Here is a 1,889-nt window from a genome sequence, read left to right as displayed (position 1 = left end):
GCCTTGAGGCGCGCGGCCGGCCGCGGCAGCACGAAAGTTTCGCGCAAAAATCCGTCGCGCGGCTCTCTTTCGCGCTCGGCCCGTGAGCGCTCCAGCCTCTTCTTCAAGCCATCCAGCGGCGGTCTTGCCGGGGTGCGCACGAGCAAACTCCTTGCACCTTGGTCAGACAGGACTTGACCCTTGCCCTTAAGAGATTAGGGATCGCGCGCAGAAAAAACGAGTCATTTGTCGGGCAAGCAGCCTGGACTGGAGACGGAATTGGAACGACCCGACATTGCGGTGGGCCTGCCTGACGACATCGAGCAGAAGAAGATGAAGGCCCGCCTCTGGTTCGAAGCGCTGCGCGAGCGCATCTGCGCCGCCTTCGAGCAGATCGAGCAGGAACTCACTGGACCGCAATCGGCATGGTCGCCCGGGCATTTCGAGCAGACGCCGTGGGAGCGCGACTACGGCAAAGGTGGCGGCGGCACCATGTCGATGATGCGCGGCCGCGTCTTCGAGAAGGTCGGCGTGCATACCTCGACCGTCCACGGCGAATTCTCTCCCGAATTCCGTAAGCAGATTCCGGGCGCCGACGAGGATCCGCGCTTCTGGGCGAGCGGCGTTTCGCTGATCGCGCACCCCTGGAACCCCAACGTTCCGGCCGTGCATATGAACACACGCATGGTCGTGACCACCCGCCACTGGTTTGGCGGCGGCGCCGACCTGACGCCGGTGCTCGACCGCCGCCGTACCCAGGACGATCCCGACACGATCGCCTTCCACCGCACCATGCAGTTCGCCTGCGAGAAGAACGCCGGGGTGGCCGACTATCCGAAATTCAAGGCGTGGTGCGACGAGTACTTCTTCCTGCCGCATCGCAACGAGGCGCGAGGAATCGGCGGCATCTTTTTCGACTGGCTGCATTCCGATGAGGGCAAGGGCGGCTGGGACGCCGATTTCAATTTCGTCCAGGATGTCGGCCGCTCTTTCCTCGTCGTCTATTCCCATCTGGTGCGGGGCAATTTCAACCAGAACTGGACCGACGGCGACCGCGAGGAACAGCTCGTCCGGCGCGGCCGTTACGTCGAATTCAATTTGCTTCACGATCGCGGCACCATCTTCGGCCTGAAAACCGGCGGCAATGTCGCCTCGATCCTCTCCAGCCTGCCGCCCGAGGTAAAGTGGCCGTAAAAATCCGGTGAGCGGAAGGCCAGCCGCATTGCTGTCCCATTCGCCGAATTTTGACCGGCAATGTGGCAGGGGCGATTTCTTTTTCGTCTAATATCCTTTTGAAAAAATTGATCTATTTAACGTGCCGGGTCGGGAAGCGCCGGCGGCTCGTCACTGCTACGAGCCGCGACCCGACGCGTCCGGACGGCCCTGATCGAGCGGAGTGCCTTCCCAATGGTGCCCGCATCCCAGGAGAACATCCTATGCGCAAGCTTATTGTGACGGCGGCAACCGCCGCCTTTCTCGCCTCCGGTGGCGCCGCGTTCGCCGCGGTCAAGCACACCACGGGAACAGTGAAGAGCTTTGATGGAACGGCCATGAGCCTTGTTCTGGACAACGGATCGACCTTCACGCTGTCCAAGGCCTTCAAGGATCCGGGCATAAAGCCGGGCGAGAAGGTTCGCGTTTCCTGGGATATGAGCGGCAAGAACAAGATTGCCGAGGCTGTCAAGATCATGAAGTGACGGCCTGCACGGCCAGCAATTGCAGAAACGTTGAAGCGGTTTCCGCTGGAATTGCGTCAAAACAAAAAGACAGTGCGGTTCATCGTTTCACGGAAACCAGGTGGCAACGGGCGGAGCAGCAATGCTCCGCCTTTGATTTCGCGCGGAGACCATGAAAAAACAATTCGCCACCGGCTCCAATGCAACCGAAGCCGGCGACATGTGTTATGGTTT

At 60.7% G+C, this 1,889-nt stretch carries 2 protein-coding genes; both read left to right on the top strand.

The window, feature by feature from the left end; translation table 11 throughout:
* Positions 1 to 258: 258 nt before the first annotated feature.
* Positions 259 to 1,173 (top strand): oxygen-dependent coproporphyrinogen oxidase, encoded by a 915-nt coding sequence (hemF, locus tag EOA79_RS31775; protein WP_127335122.1) that lies wholly within the window; start codon positions 259 to 261, stop codon positions 1,171 to 1,173.
* A gap of 242 nt (positions 1,174 to 1,415) precedes the next feature.
* Complete coding sequence (locus tag EOA79_RS31770; RefSeq protein WP_066994313.1) at positions 1,416 to 1,676, top strand: DUF1344 domain-containing protein; 261 nt, start codon at positions 1,416 to 1,418, stop codon at positions 1,674 to 1,676.
* Positions 1,677 to 1,889 lie beyond the last annotated feature (213 nt).

Source organism: Mesorhizobium sp. M1A.F.Ca.IN.020.03.2.1 (assembly GCF_004023205.1).
Lineage (GTDB): Bacteria > Pseudomonadota > Alphaproteobacteria > Rhizobiales > Rhizobiaceae > Mesorhizobium.
Note: the sequence above shows the minus strand (reverse complement) of the source record. Positions and strands in the feature narration are given on the sequence as shown.

What these genes read in the sequence shown, in the direction of transcription:
- EOA79_RS31770 (WP_066994313.1), top strand. Translation starts at nt 1,416, where the DNA reads ATGCGCAAGCTTATTGTGACGGCGGCAACCGCCGCCTTTCTCGCCTCC.